Source organism: Dyella tabacisoli, assembly GCF_003350925.1.
In the GTDB taxonomy this organism is placed as follows: Bacteria; Pseudomonadota; Gammaproteobacteria; order Xanthomonadales; family Rhodanobacteraceae; genus Dyella_C; species Dyella_C tabacisoli.
In genome coordinates, this window is the sequence record NZ_KZ857182.1 from 13287 (window position 1) to 33405 (window position 20119).

A 20119-nucleotide genomic window follows, 5' to 3' on the forward strand; every position below is an offset into this window, starting at 1 on the left:
GAATTAATCCAGAAACAAGTCAGGCAACAAGGGCTGTGACGGATCGACCGCATAGGATGAAAAATCGGTAACGCCACTCTCGCGCAGCACCACGTCGTCAATCAGAAAGTGTCCAGCGAAACCCGCCGCCGGGCGCGTCAATACGGCGTGAGCAGCGTCCGCCATGATCGTCGGCGTGCGACAGCGCTCGATGGCGATACCAGGAATCATATTCAATGCGTCGGTAGCAATAATCGTACGCGGCCACAGTGCATTGACCGCCACGCCTTGCGGACCGAACTCACCGGCAAGACCCAGCGTGACAAAACTCATACCCATCTTGGCCAGGGTGTAGCCGGTATGCGGCGCCCACCACTTGGGGTCCAGGCTGGGCGGCGGCGCCAGCGTCAGGATGTGCGGGTTCGCGGCCTTGAGTAAGTGCGGCATGCACCATTGCGCGCAAAGAAAGCTGCCGCGCGCATTGACCTGCTGCATCAAGTCGAAGCGCTTCATCGGTGTATCTAAGGCACCGGCCAGCCAGATCGCGCTCGCATTGTTGACCAGGATGTCGATACCGCCGAACGCATCCACGGTCGCTGCCACGGCGGCACGCACTTCGTCTTCTTCGCGGATATCGCACTTCAGCGCCAAGGCTTTACCGCCAGCCGCCTCGATCTGCTCTGCGGCGGTATAAATGGTGCCTGGAAGCTTGGGATTGGACACACTGCTTTTGGCAGCGACCACGATATTGGCGCCATCGCGCGCTGCGCGCAGTGCAATGGCCAAGCCGATGCCACGCGAAGCACCGGTGATGAACAAGGTCTTGCCGGCCAAACTGCTCATAGGTATCCGCCTCTTTAAAAAACTCACAATGTATCCGCGAAAAAACGCAGCTCAGCCTTTCTGAAATCGCGGCAGGATGTCACGCAATTCAGCAAGGCGAGATACGGGGTCGATAAGCTCAAGCATCCGCTGCCGCTCATCATCATGCAGCGGCAGCAGCTCTGCCAGACGAAAGCCCAGCCAACTGGCATCGTCATAAGCGCTGCGCGGCGCGTGCCGCCAATGCGGCGCCATCGTCTCGATCAAGCGCTCAAGAATCGTTTGCAACAAGAAAAATTCCACTGGCACCTGCAGGACCGGCTCCGCCGGCCACAATGCCACTTCACCGCGCACCAGGCCGTCCGAACGCACATGCGTATGGGCCACGCGGAAACGCGTACCGCCTTCGGCCACGATGCCGAGCAAACCATCGGCGCCATGGCTGAAATCGGTAATCCGCGCCAACGTACCGACAGCAGCAGGCAGCGCCGATGCGCCGACCTCATGGCCTTGCAGAATCAGACAAACGCCGAAGGGGGCGTCGGCACGCGCGCATTCACGCACCATGTCGAGATAACGCGGTTCGAAGATACGCAGCTGCAGTGGCGCACCGGGATACAGCACGGTGGCTAACGGGAACAGCGGCAGCTCGGTGAGTGGGGGTTGGGCAGCCATGGGCGTCAGTGTAACCAGTGCGGTTTGATTAGGGATGCCCTGTCCATGACAAGCACCACTGGACTACGGCCCGCAACGGCCTCACATTTCTCCCGGTCTACAAGGGAATCATCACGGATGTCCATGCCTGCCGAATTACCGATTGCCATCGCCGCACCCAACGCTGCGCCCGCACTGGACGGCATGCCCGTGCTGCGAGTCGATGCCTTGAGTAAATCCTTTGAAAAGCGCCAGGTACTGCAAGCCATCGACTGGAGCGTGCCGGCCGGTCGCGTGATTGGCCTGCTCGGTCGCAACGGTGCCGGCAAAACGACGCTATTGCGCTGCCTTCTGGGTTTGTCGCCGATCGATAGTGGCCAGATCGAGCTGTTCGGCGAACCGATGATTGAACCGGGCGGCGAACGCATGCACCGCGTCGGTTTCGTACCGCAGAGCTTCGATCTGTTTCCATGGATGAAGGTGCGGGCCTACCTGGATTTCACCGCCGCGTTTTATGCGCGCTGGGATCACGCGCTGACCGCTCGCTTGCTCGATAGCTGGCAACTCGATCCTCGACAGAAGATCGGCCAACTCTCGCAGGGCCAGCGGCAAAAACTGGCCATCGTGCGAGCGATTGCGCCGCAACCAGATTTGCTGGTACTCGACGAGCCCGTAGCCAGCCTCGACCCGCAAGCCCGGCGCGCATTTATGGCCGAGCTGCTGGAACTGACGCGCCGCCCCGGCAAGACGGTGATTTTCTCCACCCACATCACCGCCGATCTGGAGCGTGCGGATGCCGACATCGCTTTATTGCGCGATGGCCGCATCCAGTTCACCCGACCACTGGCCGAGTTACGCGAGTGCATGCACCGCGTGATATTGAGCCGCGCGGAAGGCTGGCTTGAGGTACCACCCATTGCCGGCATGCTCAAGGCGAATATCAAGGGTCACGAAGCGCAGCTACTGGTCGAACATCCCGATATCGAAAATCTGCAGGCGCTGGCCGTGCAGTTGAACGCGAGCTTGCGTATCGAGACGCCCACCCTCGAAGACCTGTTCGTGGAACTCGCATGAAGGCGGTCTGGCAATTGTGGTTGCAGCCATGGAAGCGCATGCCTGTGCTGGCAGCGCTGGTAAGCCTGATGTGGCTGGCGGCGATGGGCATGTATTTGTTTTCCGTCGATAGCGAAGTCGACCTCAACGCCGCCGCCCTTGGATTGATCGCATTCGGCTCATGGTTCTGGCATATCGGACAAGGGCAGATCCTGCGCGAACTATGCCGCCCCGAAAGTTTCTTGATGCCGGACTTTCTGCGCCGGCTGACGTGGACTGCGGCCATCGACGCAGCGCAGTGGGTGCTGCTGCCGGCGCTGCTTAGCGGGCTGCTCGGCTTACCGCATGCCTGGCTGATTGCGGCAGCCCTGCTATGTGTCGCTGCGCTGGGCCTGGTCAGCAGCCAAGGCCGCCGCGCCGGCTTGCTGATCTGGCCGATATTCATCGTGGCCGGCTGGAAGCCTGAGTTGGCCGTGGCGGCTTTGCACATCGCACTGCAATCCCCGTTGACCGCACCACTGCTGTTGCTGGTCGCTGTCTTGATACTGCACTTGTCCCTGCGCCCGCTGCTGCGCATCGATGATCGCGACATTGAAACGTCGCCGCTCGAAAGCATGAGTCTTGACCGCTCCAACAACATCGGCGGCACACCGCCGCCGCGCGGTGCCCTGAGCAAACGACTGGTAGGCCTGTTCGACCGCACCTCGCAACGCGCACTGGATCTTGCATTGCGCAGCTACCGGCAACAGCCCGGCGCCAGGCAACGGCTGACACTGATCCGCCGACTGCTATTGCCGCATGACAACCCGTTGGCCATCGCACTGCGGCTGACCTGGGTCGCTGCCTTCGTTACGATTTATTTCTTCGCCGCTATTCACCGGCAGCACTTCAACGCCGCCGTAGTCGGCGCTTATGCCACCTTGTTGACCTTGGGTCGTTTTCCGCAGCTTGGCCGCGGCATGCAACGGATACGTCCCAACCTCGCCGACCTGTATCTGACGCTGGCGCCGACCACGCACGCGCAATATCAGAAGACCCTAGCCGATGCGTTGCTGATACTGGTGCCGATCAGCGTATTGAGCGCCGTGGCCTACACCCTGCTCGGTATTGCCTTGACCCACGCGGCCGAACCGGTCCGGATGCTGATGACCACGATCATCGTGACCTCGGCAGCAAGCCTGGTGGCGCTTGCGGTGCATTTGATCGGGCCGGAAAGCACCTTAGGACGCACGCTGGCGAATATCGTCGTGATACTTGGCGCGATGGCCTCTTACTGGGGCGGCTATTGGCTGATCGGCGCACTGGGCTATGTATTCGGCGGCGGCCTGGTTGCCATTATCGCGCTCAGTTTTGGCCTTAGCGTCTGGTTTGCCGGGCAACGCGAGTATCAGCGCCGCAAACCAAGCTTCGACGCGCCTATGGCTTAGGAATGCTCCGCTCTATGGGCGCAGCGCATCGACAAAGCGGCGCGGCGCGCCTTCAAAACCGCCGTTGGACATAAACACCACATGATCCCCGGCCTGGGCCTGATCGCGCAGCGATGCAATCAACGCATCTACGCTCGCTGCCGTGGTGCCGCGACCGTTCAGCGCATCGGTAACGTGCCTCGCGTCCCAGGGCAGTTCGGGCCGATGCAGAAAGATCACCGCATCGGCATCGGCCAACGATGGCGCCAGAGCCTGGGCATGCGCGCCCAGACGCATCGAGTTCGAACGTGGCTCAAGCGCCACCAGGATGCGTGCCTTGCCAACCTTGGCGCGCAGGCCGGCCAGTGTGGCGGCGATGGCGGTCGGGTGATGGGCAAAGTCGTCATAGACGCGCACGCCACCGATCTCGCCGACGACTTCCATGCGGCGCTTGACGCTCTCAAAGGTGGCAAAGGCCGGCAGCAGTACGCGTGGATCGGCGCCTGCCGCCACCGCGGCGGCCAGCGCCGCCAATGCGTTCATCACGCTGTGGTTGCCGAGCAGCGGCCAGCTCACTTCACCGATCAGCTCGTCCCCGCGATGCACGGTAAAGACGGAGCCGTCCGCCTCGACCAAAGTAGCGCGCCAATCGCCCTGGCCAATGCCAAAGGTCTCCACTGGCGTCCAGCAGCCCATCGCCAGCACTTCGGCCAGATACGCATCATGCGCATTGACGATCAGCCGGCCGTTGCCCGGCACCGTGCGCACGAGGTGGTGGAATTGACGCTGGATCGCGGCAACATCTGGAAAGATGTCCGCATGGTCGTATTCGAGGTTATTGAGGATCGCGATACGTGGCCGGTAATGCACGAACTTCGAGCGCTTGTCGAAAAACGCGGTGTCGTACTCATCGGCCTCGATGACGAAATGTCGGCCCTGGCCCAGCCGCGCCGACACGCCAAAGTTTCCAGGCACGCCACCCACCAGAAAGCCCGGTGCGAGGCCGGCGCTTTCCAGCAGATGCGCCAGCAGACTGGTGGTGGTGGTCTTGCCGTGGGTGCCGGCTACCGCTAGCACCTCGCGATCGGCCAACAGCTTTTCACCCAGCCATTGCGGGCCGGAAATGTAGCGCAACTGCCGATCGAGCATGTATTCCACCGCCGGATTACCGCGCACCATCGCATTGCCGACGACCACCAGATCGGGAGCCGGCTGCAAGTGTTCGGCGCGATAGTCTTGCTTAAGCGAAATGCCGAGCGCTTCGAGTTGCGTGCTCATCGGGGGATAGACGTTGGCATCGGAGCCTTCCACCACGTCACCGAGTTCGCGCGCTAGCGCGGCGACGCCGCCCATGAAGGTGCCGCAGATGCCGAGGATATGCAGACGCATGATTGCCCTATTCAACGCAAAACGGGCCGGCGTGGTCACGCTGCCCTAAAGAAGCAAGGGCCGCACTATGGCGGCCCCTGTGGTTCAACCGTTCGCGGCGGCTGACTCGTTTTCAAGTGCGCGTTTGACTCGCGCCGTGACTTCTTCGAGCTCACCTACGCCGTCGACAATTTGCAGTTTGCCGCGTTTGGCGTAGAACTCTGCCACCGGCGCGGTCTGTTCGGCGTAGATCACCAGGCGATCACGCACCGTCTCCGGGTTATCGTCGGCACGGCCCTGCGCCTTGAAGCGGATTTCGCAGCGGCCAAGAATCACCTCGCTCGGTACTTTGAGCTTGATGACCGCATCGAGCGGCTGGCCGATCTTGACCAGCAGATGTTCGAGCGCGTCGGCCTGCGCGAGATTGCGCGGGTAGCCATCGAGGATGAAACCGTTCTTGACGTCTGGCTGAGTAAGGCGCTCTTCCAGCATGCCAAGCAGGATATCGTCGGACACCAGTTTGCCGGCATCCATCACCGCCTTGGCCTTGAGGCCCTGGGGCGTCCCGGCCGCCACCGCTGCCCGCAGCATGTCGCCGGTCGAGATATGCGGCACGCTGAGCTCCGTCTTTAGCCTTTCGGCCTGGGTACCTTTGCCCGAGCCGGGCGCGCCGAGTAGGACGAGTCGCATATAACTCCACAAGATCCGCGTTCTGCCGCACACTGCGGCGATCCGCCAGATTCCGTTAATTTGGCTGCTCAAATTAGCTTCTGCGGGGGGTGCCGTCAAACCGCCCCACCGCTCCCCCATCGCCAAGTCACTGTTGTACAAGCGATCCACAAGCAATGACGCATTGTCACACTGGATCGTCCGCCGTATGGAGAATGTGATGAAGTCCAACGCCAGCCCCGCCACCGATCGCCTGCTATATGCCCAATCGGGCGGCGTTACCGCCGTTATCAATGCCAGTGCCGCCGGGGTCATCGAAACGGCTCGCGCCCACGGGGTGAAGGTCTATGCGGCCCGTAACGGCATTCTTGGCGCGCTGCGCGAGACCTTGATCGATACCTCGAAAGAATCGAAAGCAGCGATTGCCGCGTTGCGCCACACCCCCGGCGGGGCGTTCGGCTCGTGCCGCTACAAGCTGAAATCGCTCGATACCCATCGGGCCGAGTACGAGCGGCTGATCGAGGTATTGCGCGCGCACGACATCCGCTGGTTTCTCTATAACGGCGGCAACGACTCGGCCGACACGGCATTGAAGATCTCGCAGTTGGGCAAGGCGATGGGCTATGACATCCGCTGCATCGGCGTGCCGAAAACGGTGGACAACGATCTGGCGGTAACCGACTGCAGCCCTGGCTTCGGCTCGGTCGCGAAGTACACGGCGGTCTCCACCCTGGAGGCCAGCCTGGATGTCGCCTCCATGGCCGATACGTCGACCAAGGTGTTCATTCTCGAAGTGATGGGCCGTCATGCCGGCTGGATCGCCGCCGCCGCAGGCCTCGCCGGCGATCATGCCGATGCGCCACCCCATCTGATCCTGTTTCCCGAGAACGTATTCGACGAGGCCGCCTTTCTGGCCAAAGTCAAAGCCACAGTGGAACGCGTGGGCTGGTGCACCGTGGTCGCCTCCGAAGGCATTCGCAATGCGGCCGGCCAGTTCCTTGCCGAGGCCGGCACCCGCGATGCCTTCGGCCATAGCCAGCTTGGCGGTGTCGCACCGGTGCTGGCCGCGCTGGTGAAGGACAAGCTCGGTTACAAATATCATTGGGCCCTGCCCGATTACCTGCAGCGCTCCGCGCGTCACCTGGCGTCGAAAACCGATGCCGAGCAGGCCTATGCCGTCGGCAAGGCCGCCGTGCAATACGCGCTGGCCGGGATGAACGCGGTGATGCCGGTGATCGTGCGCACCGCCGATGCGCCATATCGCTGGAAGATCGAGCCGGCGCCGCTGAGCAAAGTCGCCAATCATGAAAAGAAAATGCCGCGCAGCTTTATCACCCGCGACGGTTTTGGCATCACCGCAGCGGCACGCCGCTATCTGGCGCCGCTGATTCAGGGTGAGGCGCCCCCGCCCTACGGCAAAGACGGCCTGCCGGCTTATGTGCAACTGAAGAACACCGCGGTATCGCGCAAATTGCCCGACTTCAAGCCGTAGTTAAGAGCCTGTCTAAGGCGATCTTGCGCTCGGCCAGTAGTTGATCCACCAGCCGGTCCACCGCGTGTTCCGCCTGCTGCAAGGAATGAGCGAGCCGCTCGCCACCGAATTCGTCGTATTCCACCGCCAGCGAACGCACGTCAGTAATGCCCATGTAGCCGAAAGCGGTGCGGACGGAGGATTCGACGTGGTTCATCGCCGCTATACGCTGGCCCGGCTCGTAGCCATAGTCACCACGCGAACCGAGCAGGACCAAGGTGCGCCCCTGTCCCGCGAGCAGGGGCCAATAGGGCTCGCCACTGCGTGCGCGATCGAATCCAAAGGTGCGCCCTACCCGCACGATGTTGTCGATATAGGCCTTGAAGCCGCTTGGCACACCGAAGTTGTACATCGGCACGCCGGCCACGATGACGTCAGCGTCGAGCAATTCGTCGATCAAGGCATCGCTTTCCAGCAATCGCTGCTGCATCCATGGCATACGTGCCGGCAGCGGCGTGAAAGCGGCGTGGATCCAGTCGCCATCCACCGGTGCCGGTGGGCGCTGCCCAAGGTCTCGATATAGCAGCCGGTCTTGCACGGTCTCGCGCCAGCGCTCGACAAAGCGCGCGGTCAGCCGGCGTGTATGCGAGCCGTGAGCATGAACATCGGAACGTCCAGCTCGCGCACTGGCGTCTAGCTGTAACAAGGTAGTCATGGCCAGCCCTCTCTTATAAGTGAGTAGAATTTGTCGCTTGGCGACGAGAGCCGCATGCTAGGCAGGCTACCCATGCACGACAAACGATTCTTTCTCTTTCAATGAATGATTTGAATTCATCTATCTCGCAGCAGCGCCGGTACTTGCCGCCACTGTCCGCACTGCGTGCGTTTGAGGCCGCCGCACGGCATCAGAGTTTTCGCCTGGCTGCCAATGAATTGTCGGTAACGCCCACGGCCATCAGCCATCAGGTCAGGCAACTGGAATCCCTGCTCGGCGTGCCGCTGTTTGAACGCCGCGTGCGCAAGGTTCTACTGACGGCACAAGGCAGAACCTTGTATCCGGTATTGCGCGATGGCTTTGACGCCTTCGCCGCCGTGATGGCGCCTCTGCTGCAGCCGAAGAAGCGACGCACTCTGACCATATCGGCCACACCCGCCTTCGTCGCGCGCCGACTGGTACCCAAGGTGGCCGACTTTCACGCGCAGCACGGCGATCTGGATTTGCGCCTGCATGCCTCGACCACACCGGTGGACTTCAGCACGCAGCAGATCGATGCGGCCATCCGCTATGGCCGCGGCGACTACCCCGGCCTGCAGAGCGAGTATCTGTCGAGCACGCAATACGCCCCCTTATGCAGCCCGCGCCTGGGCCTGCACACAACGACTCAATTGCCACGACATCCACTGCTGCATTACCTGTGGCAACCCAGCCTGCCCGATCCGCCGGATTGGCCGGCATGGGGTCGCAAGGCGGGACTTGGCACGATGGATTTTCTCGGCGGGGTGACCTTCAGCGACGAAACTCACGCGATGGCAGCGGCCATCGCCGGTCAGGGCGTCGCTTTGTTGAACACCTCGCTGGTCGCCGATGAATTGGCTCAAGGCACGCTGGTGCAACCGTTCGGCCCAACGCTCGACGGCTTTGCCTATTACCTGGTGTATCCGCCGGCGACCGCATCCGATCCGGCATTTCATGCTCTACGAGCATGGTTGCGCGACGCGCTGTCGGCTGCGCCTGCTTGAGTTGTCATCGACGGGAATTGAGCGATGCAGTGGCGAAGGCCTACGCAAGGCAAGCCTATTGAAGAAAGCGACTCAGCCCTGTTTGATATTCCGCATAGTCTTGAATCGTGTTGTGGCCGGCCTCCTCAACCACCTGCTGCAAGGGTGGCGTATGGAAACTTGCGGCCAATCGCGCCGTGCGTTGCGGCGCCACGAGCATGTCGTCACCCGCTCGTAGCAACAACACAGGGCAACGCACCTCGGCAGCATAGCGCCACGACTCATAGCGATCATTGAGCAACCACGACACCGGCACCCACGGATACAACGACTGTGCCATGCGCGACATGCTGTCGAACGGCGTAACCAAGATCAGCCGCCCGACCGGCCGGCGCACTGCAAGCTGGATGGCTACCCCGCTGCCCAAGCTACGCCCAATGACCGCGATCGCCGCGTGATGCGGTGCGACCTGGTCGTACAGCGCCTGCGCATCGGCCACCAGCGCAGGCTCGCTCGGCGCTCCCTCACTGGCGGCATAACCGCGATAAGCAAGCAGGTACACCGTGTAATGCGGAAACCAGCGCGCCAGCTCCTCGCGTGCGTCCTCAATACGCTCGCCGTTACCGCCGAAATAGAGCAAGGCTTTCGACTGACCGGGATTCATCACCCAGCCGCGCAGCACCACGCCATCACGACGCAGCTCTAAGTTCGGTGGCTGTCGCACCAACCAGGTTCCCTCAGGCCGATAGATGAGCTGTCGCTGGCTGAGGTATAGATACCCGCAGAACGCGCCATACAGCAGCAGTACGAGTGCAGCGAATACCGCCATCACACGCCAGAACATGGGGCCTCGGATGTCGGCATTTCATTCAATGGCCATCGTGCGGCGATAACACGCGCACTTATCCGTTGCTCTAGGTACATGACCACCCCTGTGTCGTGACGCTGGGCACAGCTTGCCACACAGGGGCAGGCCCGCAGAGCCTGAGCGCAGCATGAAAACCGGCCAGGCGATGACACCCAACCATTCATGCGCATGTTTTTACGATGCCTCGACCGGTCCCCGCGATCCATTCGCCGGTGGAGGAACAACCTATGAAAATCATTGCCAGGGCATTCGCTGCCCTCTCCCTGCTACTCGGCAGCGGCGCAGCATTTGCCGACAACGATCACCGTGAACGCCATCGTCACGGTAATCAACGCGATCATCACCGCGACTATCGCGACCATGATCGCCAACGCCATGGAAACCGTTACGACGATCGCCGCTACTACCGCGAAGACCGTCGTCATCATGGCTGGAATCATCCTTACCGGCCGCATCGCTGGGCGCGCGGACATCGCTACTACGGCCCCAACGTCGTGGTACGCGACTACGGTTACTACCGTTTGCGCCAACCACCGCGCGGCTATCGCTGGATCCGTTCGAACAACGACTATCTCTTAGTGGCGATCGCTACCGGCATCATTCTGGATATCGCTATCCGCTGACGGCGGATCGCCCATCGGCGCTGCGTCGCACAACAGCCTCGTCATCGACCTCTGCCTATACTCGACCTGACCGCCACTACAGGCGGCCACCGTCGGGAGGCCGGTGTTTATCCGGCCGTTCTGGATAACCAATCATGGGGAGGCTCAGATGCTGCAGCAGTATGGCTTGTGGATCGTGCTGGCGTGTGCGGTCGTGGCAGTTCTGTATGGCGCGCTTTCGGTGCGCTGGGTTTTGGCGCAATCACCAGGCAACGCGCGTATGCAGGAGATCGCCGCGGCGATCCAAGAAGGCGCTCGGGCTTATCTCAACCGCCAGTACACCACTATCGGTGGCGTAGGCGCGGTGCTGTTCTTTATCGTCGGCTTTGCCTTGGATTGGGCGACGGCGATCGGCTTTGCGGTCGGCGCGATTCTCTCCGGCGCCACCGGCTATATCGGCATGAATGTATCGGTGCGTGCCAATGTACGTACCGCCGAAGCCGCACGCAACGGCCTCGCGGCGGCCCTGAAAGTGGCCTTTCGTGGCGGTGCGATTACCGGCATGCTGGTGGTCGGACTGGCCTTGTTCGGCGTCACCACGTATTACCTGGTACTGAAATATCTGGGCTACGAGACCATGCACGCGCTGCATGCACTGATCGGCCTCGCGTTTGGCTCCTCATTGATCTCGATCTTCGCCCGTCTCGGCGGCGGCATCTTCACCAAGGGCGCGGATGTCGGTGCCGATCTGGTCGGCAAGGTAGAAGCGGGCATTCCCGAGGACGATCCGCGCAACCCGGCAGTCATCGCCGACAACGTGGGCGATAACGTCGGCGATTGCGCGGGCATGGCGGCCGACCTGTTCGAAACCTACGCGGTGACCTTGATCGCCACCATGCTGCTCGGCGGCGTGATGGCCGAACAGGTCGGCGCCAACGGCGTGCTTTATCCGCTGCTGCTGGGCGGTGCCTCGATCATCGCCTCGATCATCGGCACGTTCTTCGTCAAGGCTCGCGGGCCGAAGATCATGAATGCGCTGTATGCCGGCGTGGCGGTATCGGCGGTCATCGCCGCGATCGCGTTCTGGCCGATCACCACGCAACTGATGGGCGACCAGCAATCGACGTTCGCGGTCGGCCATCTTTACGGCTGTGCCTTGATAGGCCTGGCGCTTACCGGCGCCATGGTGGTGATTACCGAGTACTACACCGCCACCGAATATGCGCCCGTGCGTCATATCGCGCAGTCATCCACCACCGGCCATGCCACCAATATGATCGCCGGCCTGGGTGTGTCGATGAAGTCCACCGCGTTGCCGGTGCTGGCGGTGTGTGCCGCTATCTGGGGTGCCTTCTCGCTGGCCGGCCTCTATGGCATCGCCATCGCGGCGACCGCGATGCTCAGCATGACCGGCATGATCGTCGCGCTGGATGCTTATGGTCCGATCACCGACAACGCCGGCGGCATCGCCGAGATGGCCGACCTGCCGCCGGAAGTGCGCGGGGTCACCGATCCGCTCGACGCGGTCGGCAATACCACCAAGGCGGTAACCAAGGGCTATGCGATCGGTTCGGCCGGCCTCGCCGCGCTGGTGTTGTTTGCCGACTACACGCACAACCTCAGCCAGCATCTGGGCATTGCCGATTTCCGCTTCGATCTGTCCAACCACTACGTCATCATCGGCCTGCTGATCGGCGGCTTGATTCCGTATCTGTTCGGCGCGATGGCGATGGAGGCAGTCGGCCGGGCGGCCGGTGCCGTGGTGGAAGAAGTACGCCGCCAGTTCCGCGAAATCAGCGGCATCATGGAAGGCACCACCAAGCCGGACTACTCCCGTGCAGTGGACATGCTGACCAAGTCCGCGATCAAGGAAATGCTGATCCCTTCGCTGCTGCCGGTGCTGGTACCGGTCCTGGTGATGTTCGGCTTCAAGTGGCTGGGCGGCGCCGAGGCTGGCGCACAGGCGCTGGGCGGCGTGCTGATCGGCACCATCGTCACCGGCCTGTTTGTGGCGATCTCGATGACCACCGGCGGTGGCGCCTGGGACAACGCCAAGAAATACATCGAAGACGGCCACTTTGGCGGCAAGGGCTCGGATGCGCACAAGGCCGCCGTTACCGGCGACACCGTGGGCGACCCTTATAAGGATACGGCCGGCCCGGCGGTAAACCCGCTAATCAAGATCATCAATATCGTGGCTCTTTTGCTTATCCCCTTGCTCTAACCACAAAGCCGACACCCCCTCTCCCGATAGGAGAGGGGGTGTCGATTGACTAGGGTTGTCCGGCCGGTGCGATTCCTAACCGCCGCAGCCACTGCCGCTTCATTTTTTCAGGCAAGGCGGATGAGCCTGCGCGCTGCCATATCGCCGAAAAAGCCATCGGACCGGCCGCGTCGCCATAGCTCGGATTGGCCAGGAAAGCCGAGGTCTCGCCCGCCCGTCGCCCGATTGAATGCCGTGCCGGGGATCTATCCGCTGTCATTACATGAGTCAGATTCGATTGACTCATGCTCAATGGAGCCCAGCGCAATCGACCCGAATTCGCTCGCCTCAGCGCCTGTTGAAGCTCGCATGATGTTCACCTCAAAGCATAGACTCTGGCCCGGTTAGATAGGTTGCCCTGGTGGGGCCGCCTGCTCTTGTCACCTGCACTGTTGAGGCCAAGCATGTTCAAACTCATTCGTCGCTGGTTGATCCGCCAAGCGGCTTCCGTCGATCGCGACACTATCGCCAAGGAAATCGACGACGACGGCGAGCTTGAAGGCAGTTATTTGTTCATGTGCGCGATGGCTTCGGGTATTGCCACCATCGGCCTGCTTTGTAACTCGGTCTCGGTCATCATCGGCGCGATGCTGGTGTCGCCGCTGATGGGGCCGATCGTGCGGCTCGGCCTCGGCATCGCCACCTTGCATATCGACCGGGTATTCCGTTCGCTCGGCACCTTGTTCGCCGGCATGGGCCTGGCCTTGCTGGTATCGATTCTGATCGTCTGGCTATCGCCATTGCGTACACCGACGCCGGAGATCCTCGCGCGCACTACGCCCAACCTGTTCGACATGATTGCGGCCACGCTATCGGGCCTGGCCGGCGGCTACGCGATGATCCGCAAGCGCGGCGGCACCATCGTCGGCGTCGCCATCGCCACCGCATTGATGCCGCCGATGGCTGTGGTCGGTTTTGGCCTGGCGGTAGGACAATGGCGGATTTCCCAGGGCGCGCTACTGCTATTCACCACCAATCTGGCGACGATTGCGCTTAGCGCTACGCTGATGAGTACATGGTACGGATTCAGCGGCCGCGCCACCCGTCATGCGGTGGCCTGGCAGATCGTCGTTGGCTTTGCCGTGCTGTTGCCGCTGGGTTGGCCGCTGGCGCATGCGCTGGGCGATATCGCACAGCAAACCCGCTTGCTCGGCACCGTGCGTAGCACACTGACCAGCACCTTGAGCGACCAAACCGTCCGCGTGCTCGATATGCAGATCGACGACAGCCGCAAGGTGCTCGACGTCACCTTCGCTGCGCAACATTACGACATGAAAGACGACACCAACCTGCATCAGGCGCTCGTTTCCGCGCTACCACCGAATCTGTCCCTGCGCTTGAATCCAGTAATCACCGTCGATCCCGCGCGCGCGGAGCTGACCCGTTCGGCCTTGAGTGTCGGCGCGCAAAATGCAGCCGCCTCGACCACGCAAAACATCAATGACGAAGCTCATGACGTGGTGCGCAACTTCCCCTTGCCCTTGCTCGGCTCGCAGATTGAAGCTCAGGACAAGATCATCACCTTGATAATCGCCCCTACCGCCACGGCATCACTGACGACACTCAAACAGATGGAAGATCACCTGGATGCGCAACTCGGCGGCTGGAAGGTACACATCGTACCCCCGCCGCGACCGCTACCGCCGGTGCTGTTTGGGCGCGCATCGGCCGAGCTTGGCGACGAGCAGGTCGCGACCATGCAGCAAGTCGTCTGGGCCACCCGGCGCTGGGGCGTCAAGCAGGTTCTCGTCGAGGGGCGGGCCAGCAGTGATGGCAACGGCACGGCAAGCCTCGCCTCCGAACGCGCCAGCCATGTCCGCGACTGGCTTGAAACGGCCGGCTTACACGCCAGCATGGGTGCCAGCTATCCGTTACCCGATCAAGCTCATGTGGAGGAAATGAACGGCATCGATGTGTTCCGTAGCGTGCTGATCCAGGTGACTGATCCGGCAAAGACTGATTGAATGGCCCCCTACCCCTTTGGAGGTCAGACGTGAATAAACGCTCCCTCGCTTTTCTTGCCACCCTGGTAATCACCGGTATGACCCACGCAGCCACATCACCCGCGACCGCATCGGCCACCTCGCCAGAGGGCCATGCCGACACTCATTTGTGGCTGGAAGACATCGACGGTGCCAAACCGCTCGCATGGGTCAAGCAACACAATGCCGAAACCGTGCAGAAGTACGCGCAAACGCCGGAATTCAAGCAGCTCGACGCACGCATCCTCGAAGTGCTCGATTCCAATGCACGCATTCCCATGGTCAACAAGATCGGCGATAGCTACTACAACCTGTGGCGCGACAAGGAGCATCCGAAGGGTCTGTGGCGGCGCACTTCGCTGGCCGAATACCGCAAGCCGCAGCCGGCATGGGAAACAGTGATCGATCTCGATGCCCTGTCCAAAGCCGAGAACGAGAATTGGGTTTGGCACAGCGCTCAATGTCTGAAGCCCGATAACCAGCGCTGCCTGGTTTCGCTGTCGCGCGGCGGCGCCGATGCCGATGTGGTGCGCGAGTTCGATCTGCGAGACAAACAATTCGTCAAAGGCGGTTTCGAACTGCCCGAGGCCAAGAGCAACGTGGCCTGGAAAGATCGCGACCATCTTTACGTGGCCACCGATTTCGGCCCCGGCTCGATGACCACGTCAAGCTATCCGCGCATCGTCAAAGAGTGGAAGCGCGGCACCCCGCTGACCACGGCCGTCACCGTATACGAAGGCAAGACCGACGACATGACGGTCGCGGCCTTTCGTGACAACACACCAGGCTTCGAGCGTGACTTCGTCAATCGCCAGCTCGCTTTTTACGACAGCGAAACGTATTTGCGCGGCAAGGACGGCAAGCTCACCAAGATCGATGTGCCCAACGACACCAATACGAGTGTCGAGCGCGAGTGGCTGCTGATCGAGCCACGCAACGATTGGACCGTGGCAGGCAAAACCTATAAATCAGGTTCGTTGCTGGCGACCAAATTCGACGACTACATGGCCGGCAAGCGCGACATCACCGTCTTGTTCGAGCCTACAGACAGCACGGCTTTAGATGGCCATTCGTGGACCCGTCATCACTTGATTCTCAATGTGATGGAAAACGTGGTGAACAAATTGGAGGTGCTCACCCCACAAGAAGGCGCGTGGAAACGCGAAAACCTCGGCGGCGCGCCAGCGCTCTCGACCATTGCCGCCGGTGGCATTGATGCCGATGACAGCGACGATTATTTCCTTACCGTCAGCGGCTTTCTGCAGCCGACCACGCTGTATTACGGCAAGCTCGGCCAGGGCGAGCCGTCGGCATTGAAGAACAGCCCGAGTTTCTTCGACGCTTCGCGCTATACGGTGAGCCAGCATTTCGCCACCTCCAAAGACGGCACCCGCGTGCCGTACTTCGAAATCGCACCGAAAAATCTCCAGGCCAACGGCAAGAATCCGACCCTGCAATACGGCTACGGCGGCTTTGAAGTTTCGCTGCAACCGAGCTATAGCGGCAGCATGGGCCGCGCCTGGCTGGAGCAAGGCGGTGTCTATGTCATCGCCAATATCCGTGGCGGCGGCGAATACGGGCCGCGCTGGCACAAGGCCGCGCTCAAGGCGAACCGCCTGCGCGCTTATGAAGACTTCGCCGCGGTCTCTGAAGATCTGTTTGCGCGCAAGATCACCTCGCCGCAGCATCTGGGCGCCATGGGCGGCAGCAACGGCGGTCTGTTGATGGGCAATATGCTCACCCTCTACCCGCAGCTCTACGGCGCCATCGTCAGCCAGGTCGCCTTGCTCGATATGCAGCGCTACACCCATCTCTCCGCCGGCGCCTCGTGGATCGCCGAGTACGGCGACCCGGACAAGCCGGCCGAATGGGCATGGATCAAAACCTTCTCGCCATATGCCAACGCCAAAGCCAGCCAGAAGTATCCGCCGACGCTGTTCACCACCTCGACCCGCGATGACCGCGTCGGCCCGGTACACGCACGCAAGATGTACGCGAAACTTGCGGACCTGGGCTACGACGCCAGCTTCTACGAAAACATCGAAGGCGGCCATGGCGCAGCAGCGGACAACAAGCAGTCGGCCTTTATGAACGCACTCGGCTACACCTACCTGTGGGAACACGTGAAGTAGGACTGGAGTACAGCCGCCTGAAGTAGAAGGCCGCCAGCCCCGCCCCTGTTCGCAGGTGGAGGGGCTGGCGGACTATCCCAGGACGCATGCTAGCCTTGCGCAGGCTGCCCGCGGCAGCGTCATAACGGTTCTGCCATGGAAGCAACCGCACTCGCTGCCCTGACCCTCGTTCCCGCCCAAGACTGGAACGACGACGCGTATCGCGCCTGCTTCATCGAGCTATACGATCAACTGCGCCATCTCGCACGCAAACAACTCAACGGCTCCGCACGGGTGACGTTGTGCACCACTGTGCTGGTCCATGAGGCTTATCTGAAGTTGCGGCCGAATCAGCCCGATGTCAGCTCGCGCGGCCGCTTTTATGCACTGGCTGCAAAAGCCATGCGCTGCGTGCTGGTCGATCACATCCGGGCCAACAAGACCGAGAAGCGAGGCGGCGATCTCGCCCGCATCACCTTGGTCACCGACGTCCCCTTTGCCCACGCCGCGCGACCGCTCGACCTGCTGGAGATCGAGCAGGCATTGGAGGCGTTGCAAGAGATCGACCCACGCATGGTCAACGTCGTCGAATGCCACTTTTACGGCGGCATGGAGTTCGATGAAATCGCCGAACAGCTTGGCCTCAGTGTGCGCACGGTGCATCGTGACTGGCGCTTTGCGCGGGCTTTTCTGCAAACCCGATTGAGCGATCCTGCCCTATGAGCCCGGCGCCCGAGGCACTCCGCTGGCAACGGCTATCGCAGCTATTCCATCAATGGTTTGAACTCGACCCGGCCGAACGCGAGGCCTGGCTCAGCACCGAATGCGCCGACGATCCCGCCCTGCGCGACGAGTTGGAGCGGATGGTGGCGGCAGACCGCGACGACAGCATGCTTGACCGTGGCCTCGGCGGCCTGATCGACCTCGATGCCGTGTCCACCCTGGCTGAACGCGATGCCGATGCCGAACGCGCCATCGGCGAAGTGCTTGGCGCCTGGCAACTCATGGCCGTACTCGGCCGCGGCGGCATGGGCACCGTATACGCCGCTCGGCGTATCGACGGCGAACGCGACAGCGGCCAACGCGCCGCGATCAAGCGCCTGCAGCATCGCTGGGACGGCAGCCTGCACGCGCTGCGTTTTCAGCAGGAGCGACGCATTCTTGCGGCATTGACCCATCCGAATATTCCGCGCCTGCTCGATAGCGGGCACGATGACGACGGCAGGCCATGGTTCGCGCTGGAATACATCGAAGGACAATCGCTGCTCGACTGGAGCGATCAGCAGCAACTGGGTTTACGCGAGCGCATTGAATTGTTTCGCCAAGTACTGGCTGCGGTAGCGCATGCGCACCAGCACTTTGTAGTGCATCGCGACCTAAAGCCGGCGAATATCCTGGTCGATCGCAACGGCCACGCCAAGGTACTCGACTTCGGCGTCGCCAAGCTGATCGCCGAATCGTCTTCGGCCACGCGCACCGGCGTACTGGCCGGCTTCACCCCGGAATACGCCGCACCCGAGCAGGTTTCCGGCACCGCCATCAGCGCCGCCACCGACGTCTATGCACTCGGGGTGATCCTGTATCAATTGCTGACCGGGCGATTGCCTTATGAGTTCGATCAGCTCGATTTGCGCGCAACCAGCGAGGCCATCACCTCGCGCCAGGCGACCCGGCTCGAAAAGGCGCTGACCAGTGGCACCCCGGCCGAGATCGCGCAACGATTGACCCAGCGACACACTGATCCCTCCGCATTTCGCCGGTTCGTCCGCGGCGACTTGTCGCGCATCGTGCAAACCGCGCTGGCGAAGGAGCCGCAACGCCGTTACCCCTCGGTGGAGTCATTCTCGCGCGATCTACAGCGTCTGCTTGAAGGCCGGCCTGTGTCAGTGTCAGGCGACACCGCCGGCTACCGCTTTGGAAAATTTGTCCGCCGCAACCGCTGGGGCGTGAGCATGGCAGGACTGGCGCTGGTCGCGATGATCGCCGGCAGCATCGGCGTGCTGCTGCAAAACCGCGCCACCCACGCCGAAGCCGCCCGTGCCGAACGCGAGGCCATGCATGCCAAGCAGGAAGTCGCGCGTCTGGAAGCGGTCAACAATTTCCTTAGCGATGTGTTCGCCGGCGGTGCGGCTGAATTGTCAGGCACACCGAATGTCACGCTGAGACAAGCACTCGATAGCGCCGTGAAACATCTGGACGCAACGACCAAGAATCAGCCCGGCATTGCCGTACGGGCACTGTTGGCGGCGGCCACCAGCTATATCTCGCTGGGCGAGGACATTCACGCCAACGAGCTGATCGAACGTGCGCAGGTACTGCAGGAAACGCGGCTGCCCGATTCAAAGGAGGATCGCGCCCTCGTATTGTCCATGCGCGCCTATGTCGGCCATGGCCTCAGTACGCAACAAGTGCTTGGCATGGCGCGAGAAGCCGTTGCCTTGCAGCGCGAGGTCGGTAGCGACAGCGGCCTGGTGGACGCGTTGTCGACCCTGAGCGTAGCGGAGTACGGCGTGAATAATCTCGCCGCGGCGCTAGCCGCCAATGACGAGGCCTTGCAGTTGCTGCAACGCAAGCCATTGCCTGCCGATGATCCTGGCGTAGTCGATCACCTTTCCAGCCGCGCCACCCTGCTCGGATTGAATGGACGCCATGCCGAGGCGGCGGCGATACACCTCGACGTGATTCAGCGCCGCACCCATGCTCTTGGCGCCGATAACGTCATGGTGTGGCGTGAGTACCTGTATTACGCCATCAGCCTGCAAAAAGCCGGCAAGCCGACCCAGGCACTGGCAGCGCTGGAGCAGGTGCTGCCCAGTCTTCAGCATGAGCTGGGCGAACAGAACGAGGACACCGCACAAGCGCGATTCGTGCACGGCCGCGTACTGCAAGACCTGCATCGGGATGGCGATGCCTTGCCCGATCTCGCCGCGGCCCACGACTTCGGGCGCAGCCACGATTTTGCGCAACGGCAACCGAACGTCGGCCGCGCCTATGCGCACTCCCTGGCCATGCTTGATCGCTGCACCGATGCACAGGCCGTGCTGGCCGAAATGAGCACACGCAAACTTGCCGTTCTCGGCGACGGCGGCAAACACCCGTTCGACGGCAGCCCCTGCCCGCGCTGAATCATCAGTACGTCATCGCCATGCCGG

At 61.9% G+C, this 20119-nt stretch carries 16 protein-coding genes; 10 read left to right on the forward strand and 6 right to left on the reverse strand.

Translation table 11 applies throughout. The annotated features are described in order from the left end of the window. Window positions 1-3: 3 nt before the first annotated feature. Window positions 4-822 carry an SDR family oxidoreductase gene (locus DVJ77_RS17655; RefSeq protein ID WP_114846848.1) on the reverse strand — a complete coding sequence of 273 codons (819 nt, stop codon included), beginning with the start codon at window positions 820-822 and terminating at the stop codon, window positions 4-6. Window positions 823-873: 51 nt separating this feature from the next. Further along, window positions 874-1476: an LON peptidase substrate-binding domain-containing protein gene (locus tag DVJ77_RS17660; protein WP_114846849.1), complete on the reverse strand. Its 603-nt coding sequence runs from the start codon at window positions 1474-1476 to the stop codon at window positions 874-876. 117 nt (window positions 1477-1593) lie between these two features. Between DVJ77_RS17660 and DVJ77_RS17665 the strand changes: the two genes are divergently transcribed. Beyond that, complete coding sequence (locus DVJ77_RS17665) at window positions 1594-2529, forward strand: ABC transporter ATP-binding protein (protein ID WP_225428072.1); 936 nt, start codon at window positions 1594-1596, stop codon at window positions 2527-2529. Next, on the forward strand, window positions 2526-3935 hold the full coding sequence (locus tag DVJ77_RS17670) for a hypothetical protein (protein WP_114846850.1): 1410 nt from the start codon (window positions 2526-2528) through the stop codon (window positions 3933-3935). The genes DVJ77_RS17665 and DVJ77_RS17670 overlap by 4 nt, the downstream gene beginning before the upstream one ends. A gap of 12 nt (window positions 3936-3947) precedes the next feature. Here DVJ77_RS17670 and mpl read toward each other — a convergent pair whose 3' ends face one another. Together mpl and DVJ77_RS17680 are read right to left on the reverse strand one after the other, a co-directional pair. Continuing rightward, window positions 3948-5303 (reverse strand): UDP-N-acetylmuramate:L-alanyl-gamma-D-glutamyl-meso-diaminopimelate ligase, encoded by a 1356-nt coding sequence (gene mpl / locus DVJ77_RS17675; RefSeq protein WP_114846851.1) that lies wholly within the window; start codon window positions 5301-5303, stop codon window positions 3948-3950. Window positions 5304-5387: 84 nt separating this feature from the next. Then, complete coding sequence (locus DVJ77_RS17680; RefSeq protein WP_114846852.1) at window positions 5388-5972, reverse strand: adenylate kinase; 585 nt, start codon at window positions 5970-5972, stop codon at window positions 5388-5390. A gap of 199 nt (window positions 5973-6171) precedes the next feature. Here DVJ77_RS17680 and DVJ77_RS17685 point away from each other — a divergent pair, with 199 nt between their 5' ends. Continuing rightward, window positions 6172-7443, forward strand: a complete 1272-nt coding sequence (locus DVJ77_RS17685; protein ID WP_114846853.1) for a 6-phosphofructokinase — start codon at window positions 6172-6174, stop codon at window positions 7441-7443. On the opposite strand, the gene DVJ77_RS17690 is transcribed toward DVJ77_RS17685, so the two are convergent. Further along, window positions 7433-8137, reverse strand: coding sequence for an FMN-dependent NADH-azoreductase (locus DVJ77_RS17690; protein ID WP_114846854.1), 705 nt, complete (start codon window positions 8135-8137; stop codon window positions 7433-7435). The genes DVJ77_RS17685 and DVJ77_RS17690 overlap by 11 nt on opposite strands. 110 nt (window positions 8138-8247) lie before the next feature. Between DVJ77_RS17690 and DVJ77_RS17695 the strand changes: the two genes are divergently transcribed. Next, window positions 8248-9162, forward strand: a complete 915-nt coding sequence (locus DVJ77_RS17695; protein ID WP_380039115.1) for a LysR substrate-binding domain-containing protein — start codon at window positions 8248-8250, stop codon at window positions 9160-9162. A 55-nt stretch (window positions 9163-9217) separates the two neighbouring features. On the opposite strand, the gene DVJ77_RS17700 is transcribed toward DVJ77_RS17695, so the two are convergent. After that, window positions 9218-9985: an alpha/beta hydrolase gene (locus DVJ77_RS17700; RefSeq protein WP_114846856.1), complete on the reverse strand. Its 768-nt coding sequence runs from the start codon at window positions 9983-9985 to the stop codon at window positions 9218-9220. Window positions 9986-10236: 251 nt separating this feature from the next. Between DVJ77_RS17700 and DVJ77_RS17705 the strand changes: the two genes are divergently transcribed. The 6 genes from DVJ77_RS17705 to DVJ77_RS17730 all read left to right on the forward strand — a co-directional run bounded on the left by DVJ77_RS17705 (window position 10237) and on the right by DVJ77_RS17730 (window position 20092). Beyond that, the gene (locus tag DVJ77_RS17705; RefSeq protein ID WP_114846857.1) at window positions 10237-10632 is read left to right on the forward strand and encodes an RcnB family protein; all 396 of its coding nucleotides are present in this window, start codon (window positions 10237-10239) and stop codon (window positions 10630-10632) included. Between the two features lie 148 nt (window positions 10633-10780). Further along, a complete protein-coding gene (locus tag DVJ77_RS17710; RefSeq protein WP_114846858.1) occupies window positions 10781-12835 on the forward strand; it encodes a sodium-translocating pyrophosphatase in 2055 nt (684 codons plus the stop codon). A gap of 443 nt (window positions 12836-13278) precedes the next feature. Next, complete coding sequence (locus DVJ77_RS17715; RefSeq protein ID WP_114846859.1) at window positions 13279-14838, forward strand: TIGR00341 family protein; 1560 nt, start codon at window positions 13279-13281, stop codon at window positions 14836-14838. A 77-nt stretch (window positions 14839-14915) separates the two neighbouring features. Then, entirely contained in the window at window positions 14916-16988 is a 2073-nt protein-coding gene (locus tag DVJ77_RS17720) for a prolyl oligopeptidase family serine peptidase (RefSeq protein ID WP_114846968.1), read from the forward strand. A 135-nt stretch (window positions 16989-17123) separates the two neighbouring features. Next, on the forward strand, window positions 17124-17690 hold the full coding sequence (locus DVJ77_RS17725) for an ECF-type sigma factor (RefSeq protein ID WP_114846860.1): 567 nt from the start codon (window positions 17124-17126) through the stop codon (window positions 17688-17690). Further along, a complete protein-coding gene (locus DVJ77_RS17730; RefSeq protein ID WP_114846861.1) occupies window positions 17687-20092 on the forward strand; it encodes a serine/threonine-protein kinase in 2406 nt (801 codons plus the stop codon). The genes DVJ77_RS17725 and DVJ77_RS17730 overlap by 4 nt, the downstream gene beginning before the upstream one ends. Window positions 20093-20119: the final 27 nt, after the last annotated feature.

Excerpts from the sequence above, each read along its gene's own strand:
- DVJ77_RS17655 (WP_114846848.1), bottom strand. The coding sequence starts at position 822 with ATGAGCAGTTTGGCCGGCAAGACCTTGTTCATCACCGGTGCTTCGCGT.
- DVJ77_RS17660 (WP_114846849.1), bottom strand. The coding sequence starts at position 1,476 with ATGGCTGCCCAACCCCCACTCACCGAGCTGCCGCTGTTCCCGTTAGCC.
- DVJ77_RS17665 (WP_225428072.1), top strand. The coding sequence starts at position 1,594 with ATGTCCATGCCTGCCGAATTACCGATTGCCATCGCCGCACCCAACGCT.
- DVJ77_RS17670 (WP_114846850.1), top strand. The coding sequence starts at position 2,526 with ATGAAGGCGGTCTGGCAATTGTGGTTGCAGCCATGGAAGCGCATGCCT.
- mpl (WP_114846851.1), bottom strand. The coding sequence starts at position 5,303 with ATGCGTCTGCATATCCTCGGCATCTGCGGCACCTTCATGGGCGGCGTC.
- DVJ77_RS17680 (WP_114846852.1), bottom strand. The coding sequence starts at position 5,972 with ATGCGACTCGTCCTACTCGGCGCGCCCGGCTCGGGCAAAGGTACCCAG.
- DVJ77_RS17685 (WP_114846853.1), top strand. The coding sequence starts at position 6,172 with ATGAAGTCCAACGCCAGCCCCGCCACCGATCGCCTGCTATATGCCCAA.
- DVJ77_RS17690 (WP_114846854.1), bottom strand. The coding sequence starts at position 8,137 with ATGACTACCTTGTTACAGCTAGACGCCAGTGCGCGAGCTGGACGTTCC.
- DVJ77_RS17700 (WP_114846856.1), bottom strand. The coding sequence starts at position 9,985 with ATGTTCTGGCGTGTGATGGCGGTATTCGCTGCACTCGTACTGCTGCTG.
- DVJ77_RS17705 (WP_114846857.1), top strand. The coding sequence starts at position 10,237 with ATGAAAATCATTGCCAGGGCATTCGCTGCCCTCTCCCTGCTACTCGGC.
- DVJ77_RS17710 (WP_114846858.1), top strand. The coding sequence starts at position 10,781 with ATGCTGCAGCAGTATGGCTTGTGGATCGTGCTGGCGTGTGCGGTCGTG.
- DVJ77_RS17715 (WP_114846859.1), top strand. The coding sequence starts at position 13,279 with ATGTTCAAACTCATTCGTCGCTGGTTGATCCGCCAAGCGGCTTCCGTC.
- DVJ77_RS17720 (WP_114846968.1), top strand. The coding sequence starts at position 14,916 with ATGACCCACGCAGCCACATCACCCGCGACCGCATCGGCCACCTCGCCA.
- DVJ77_RS17725 (WP_114846860.1), top strand. The coding sequence starts at position 17,124 with ATGGAAGCAACCGCACTCGCTGCCCTGACCCTCGTTCCCGCCCAAGAC.
- DVJ77_RS17730 (WP_114846861.1), top strand. The coding sequence starts at position 17,687 with ATGAGCCCGGCGCCCGAGGCACTCCGCTGGCAACGGCTATCGCAGCTA.